This window comes from Streptomyces sp. NPDC058964 (assembly GCF_042741275.1).
Taxonomy (GTDB): Bacteria; Actinomycetota; Actinomycetes; order Streptomycetales; family Streptomycetaceae; genus Streptomyces.
On the sequence record NZ_JBHYKH010000428.1, the window covers coordinates 1 to 4,165 of the forward strand.

Below are 4,165 nucleotides of genomic sequence, written 5' to 3' on the forward strand. Positions count from 1 at the left end.
GCCGAGGAGTACGTCCTGGATCTCGCCGCCGACGGCGTCGTCTACGCCGAGGTGCGCTACGCCCCCGAGCTGAACACCGGGGGCGGGCTGTCGCTGAGCGAGGTCGTGGAGACCGTCCAGGAGGGCCTCGCCGCCGGTATGGCCAAGGCCGCCGCCGCCGGCACCCCTGTCCGGGTCGGCACCCTGCTCTGCGGCATGCGCATGTTCGACCGCGTCCGGGAGGCCGCCGACCTGGCCGTCGCCTACCGTGACGCCGGTGTCGTCGGCTTCGACATCGCCGGTGCCGAGGACGGTTTCCCGCCCGCCGACCACCTGGACGCCTTCGAGCACCTGCGCCGCCAGAGCGTGCCGTTCACCATCCACGCCGGCGAGGCGCACGGCCTGCCCAGCATCCACCAGGCCCTCCAGGTGTGCGGCGCGCAGCGCATCGGCCACGGCGTGCGCCTCACCGAGGACATCGTCGACGGCAAGCTCGGCCGCCTGGCGGGCTGGGTGCGCGACCGCCGCATCGCCCTGGAGATGTGCCCGACGTCCAACCTCCAGACGGGCTGCGCCACCTCGATCGCCGAGCACCCCATCACGGCCCTGAAGGACCTGGGCTTCCGGGTCACCCTCAACACCGACAACCGTCTGGTCTCCGGCACGACGATGACCCGGGAGATGTCCCTGCTGGTCGAGGAGGCGGGCTGGACGGTGGAGGACCTGCGCACGGTCACGGTGAACGCCGTCAAGAGCGCGTTCATCCCGTTCGACGAGCGCAAGGCCCTCCTCGAGGACGTGGTGCTGCCGGGTTACGCGGCCGCACTCTGAAGCAGTCCTCGCAGGTAGGCGGCCTGTCCGATGTGCTGAAGGTCGTCCGACAGGACGCTGACCAGCCGGACGCCCAGGCTCACCGGAGGATCCCAGCGCTCGTCCACGACGCGCTCGAGATCCTTCGCGGGCAGGTCGCGCAGCACCCCGAGGGTCTGCTCGTGCACGGCGTCGTAGTACCCGGTCAGCAGGTCCGCGGAGTCGACCCGCACCTTGGCGACCTTCGCCGCGCTGTGGCCGTACCCCGTGTCACGGCGCGGCAGGTCGAGTCCGAAGCGCTTCTCCCAGTCCTGTGACAGCCACACCTGGTCGAGGCCGAAGGCGTCGGCGACGTGGTCGTCCTGGACCCGGGTCAGATGCCAGACAAGCCAGGCGACGGAGTTGGCCCCGGGCGCCGGGCGGGCGTGCAGTTCGTCCGGTCCGAGGCCGTCGAGGGTGGCGTGGACTTCTTCCTGGATGCGGCCGTAGCCGTCGATGAGGATGTCCCGTGCATGCATAACGTCCACCATGGCGCATCGCAGGGCGTCATGCGTCCGGAATCCCGTTCCCGTGGAAGCCCAGCGGCACCCGCCCCGGCAGATGGGCCACCGGCTCGCCCGTGAAGTCCTGGGCCGCGCGGACCACCGGATCCGCGGCGCCGCGGTCGGGGCCCTGGACGTGAGCGATCGCGTGCCCGTCGTCCTCGGCGGCCCTCGAGCCCGCCGGTTCCCTGGGCACGGACACCGCCTCGCCCGCCGCCACGATCCCGGCCGCGCAGCACGCTCCGACGTGTGTGTTCCGCCATCTCCCGTACTCCTGACCGTGGTTGTCGCTCCGGACGGTCACGAGTCCCGGCCGCGGCAGGCCCGGGTCAGGAGGAGTGGGGCCCCTCCGGGGGTGCTGCCGGCCCCCCTGTTCCGAGCAGGGTGATCAGTGCGCGGGCGGCCGGACTGGTGGCGGTCGCGGGCGGCAGCAGCGCGACCGTCTCGTACTCCGCCTCGCCCGTGCCCTTGAGGGGGAGAGCCGTGAGCGAGGGGCGCTTGTGCCGGAAGTGCCGGGGGACGACGGCGACACCGAGGTTCTCGTCGACCAGGTCCAGGAGGCTGTGCACGTCGTTGACCTCCAGGGCGACCGTACGGCGAATCCCGGCCGCGGCGAAGGCGGTGTCGGTGGTGCGGCGCGGGCCCCAGTCGGGGTGGAAGTCGACGAAGACCTCGCCCTCGAGGTCCTCCGGCGCGAGGGCCGCGCCCGCCGCGGCGAGCCGGTGGTGCGGGTGGCACAGCACGATCATCGGCTCGCTCGTCAGCGGCTCCGCGCGCAGCTGGTCGGTGTCGTCCTGCGTCCGGTACACGAAGGCGAGATCGAGCCGTCCGGCCGCGACCCCCTCGGCCAGCGCGCCCGTCCCCGCCTGCCGCAGCCGGATCTCCACTTCCGGGTGCCGTCGCCGGAACGCGGCCAGCAGTCCCGCCACGTGCACGCCCGCGATGCACTGCTCGGTGCCCAGCGCGAGGGTGCCGCGCAGCACGCCCTGCACCGCGGCCACCGCCTCGTGCGCGGCCCTGACCTGCGCCAGGATCCGTTCCGCTTCGGCGAGGAGCGCCCGCCCCGCCTCGGTCAGCGTCACCCGGCGGGTGGTGCGCACGAACAGCGGCGCCCTGAGCTCGCGCTCCAGCGCCCGGATCGAGGCCGACAGACCCGACTGGGACACCATCAGCCGTTCGGCGGCCCGGGTGAAGTGCTGGTCCTCGGCGACCGCGACGAAGTGGTGGAGGTGGCGCAGTTCCATGATTGAGAAGCCTATCCGCTGAATTCCATCGGATTCTTCTGTTGGACCGCTGTACCCGGCTCGGGGAAGAGTGGAACCGGTAGATCGTGTGCCAACCTCTGGAGTCGCGTTGTACACCGCACACCCCGGCCGCTATGCCGACATGCCCTACCGGCGCACCGGACGCAGCGGACTGAAGCTCCCGGCGCTGTCGCTCGGCCTGTGGCACAACTTCGGCCCCGACCGCCCCGTCGAGACCCAGCGCGCCATCCTGCGCCGCGCCTTCGACCTCGGCGTCACCCACTTCGACCTGGCCAACAACTACGGCCCGCCGCCCGGCGCCGCGGAGTCCGCCCTCGGCGAGGCCCTCGGGGCGGACTTCGCGCCGTACCGTGACGAGCTGGTCATTTCCACCAAGGCGGGTTACCTGATGTGGCCGGGCCCGTACGGCGAATGGGGCTCCCGCAAGTACCTGCTCTCCTCCCTCGACCAGAGCCTGAAGCGCATGGGCCTGGAGTACGTCGACATCTTCTACTCGCACCGCCCCGACCCGGAGACTCCGCTGGAGGAGACGATGGGCGCCCTGCACTCCGCGGTCCAGCAGGGCAAGGCGCTCTACGTCGGCGTCTCCAACTACTCGGCGGAGCAGACCCGCGAGGCCGCCCGCATCCTCGGCGGGCTGGGCACGCCGCTGCTCATCCACCAGCCGCGCTACTCCATGCTCGACCGCCGTCCCGAGGACGAGGGCCTGCTGGACGCCCTGGACGAGCTGCGGGTCGGCTCGATCGCCTACTCGCCGCTGGAGCAGGGCCTGCTGACCGCCCGCTATCTGGACGGCATCCCGGAGGACTCGCGGGCGGCCGGCGACAGCCCCTTCCTGAACTCCGACGCGGTCACCGGGGAACTCGTCGGCAGGCTCCGCGCCCTCGACGACGTCGCCAAGTCCCGCGGCCAGACCCTGGCCCAGCTGGCGCTGTCCTGGGTGCTGCGCGGCGGCCGGGTCACCTCCGCGCTCGTCGGCGCGAGCAGCCCCCAGCAGCTCGAGGACAGCGTGGCGGCCACCCGCAACCTGGACTTCGACGCCGAGGAACTCGCGCTGATCGACGCGATCGTCAAGCCGTGAGGCGCTCGCTCACCTCCCAGAGGCGGGCTGCCGCCGCCGGGTCGACCGCGTACGGCAGCACACCCGGCAACTGCGCCCCGGAGCGCCACTCGGCCTCGTCGTCGGCGGTCACCAGCGGGCTGATGTCGCAGTTCTCGCAGTAGACCCCGCCCATTCCGTCGAGCTGGGGGCTGGTCGCGCACCAGACGCCGGTGGCCGCTCCCTGCGGGACGGTCTTGAGCTGGCGGGCGGGGTCGAGCACCGGGCGGCCCCGGTCGTCGACTGCACCGGCGGCACGGATGGTCTCCGCGGAGACGTGCTTGGCGAGGCCGGTGTCGATGATGGTGCCGGGGTGCACGGAGAAGGCCCGTACGCCCTCGGCCCGCCCCCGCCGGTCCAGTTCCACCGCGAAGAGCGCATTGGCCGTCTTCGACTGGCCGTACGCGGCGAACGGCTCGTAGGGCCGGTGCTCGAAGTGGAGGTCGTCGAAGACGACCGGCGAGAACCGG

5 protein-coding genes and 1 pseudogene are annotated in these 4,165 nt (G+C 72.3%); 2 read left to right on the forward strand and 4 right to left on the reverse strand.

Annotated features, from left to right (window positions below; all coding sequences use genetic code 11):
* On the forward strand, positions 1–810 hold an 810-nt coding region (locus ACFW2E_RS35645; protein ID WP_384472775.1), incomplete at its 5' end, for an adenosine deaminase.
* Here the strand turns inward: ACFW2E_RS35645 and ACFW2E_RS35650 are convergent.
* From ACFW2E_RS35650 to ACFW2E_RS35660, 3 genes are read right to left on the reverse strand one after another with little or no spacing between them, the layout of a single operon-like run.
* Positions 792–1,307, reverse strand: coding sequence for a DUF664 domain-containing protein (locus ACFW2E_RS35650; RefSeq protein ID WP_384472778.1), 516 nt, complete (start codon positions 1,305–1,307; stop codon positions 792–794). The genes ACFW2E_RS35645 and ACFW2E_RS35650 overlap by 19 nt on opposite strands.
* A gap of 28 nt (positions 1,308–1,335) precedes the next feature.
* Positions 1,336–1,635, reverse strand: coding sequence for a carotenoid oxygenase family protein (locus ACFW2E_RS35655; protein ID WP_384472781.1), 300 nt, complete (start codon positions 1,633–1,635; stop codon positions 1,336–1,338).
* Positions 1,636–1,660: 25 nt separating this feature from the next.
* Positions 1,661–2,575 carry a LysR family transcriptional regulator gene (locus ACFW2E_RS35660; RefSeq protein ID WP_384472784.1) on the reverse strand — a complete coding sequence of 305 codons (915 nt, stop codon included), beginning with the start codon at positions 2,573–2,575 and terminating at the stop codon, positions 1,661–1,663.
* A 109-nt stretch (positions 2,576–2,684) separates the two neighbouring features.
* Here ACFW2E_RS35660 and mgrA point away from each other — a divergent pair, with 109 nt between their 5' ends.
* Positions 2,685–3,677, forward strand: coding sequence for an L-glyceraldehyde 3-phosphate reductase (gene mgrA, locus ACFW2E_RS35665; protein ID WP_384472787.1), 993 nt, complete (start codon positions 2,685–2,687; stop codon positions 3,675–3,677).
* On the opposite strand, the pseudogene ACFW2E_RS35670 reads toward mgrA, so the two are convergent.
* Positions 3,667–4,165 (reverse strand): annotated as a pseudogene (locus ACFW2E_RS35670) (oxidoreductase); the annotation flags it as partial. The gene mgrA and the pseudogene ACFW2E_RS35670 overlap by 11 nt on opposite strands.

What these genes read in the sequence shown, in the direction of transcription:
- ACFW2E_RS35650 (WP_384472778.1), bottom strand. Translation starts at nt 1,307, where the DNA reads ATGCATGCACGGGACATCCTCATCGACGGCTACGGCCGCATCCAGGAA.
- ACFW2E_RS35660 (WP_384472784.1), bottom strand. Translation starts at nt 2,575, where the DNA reads ATGGAACTGCGCCACCTCCACCACTTCGTCGCGGTCGCCGAGGACCAG.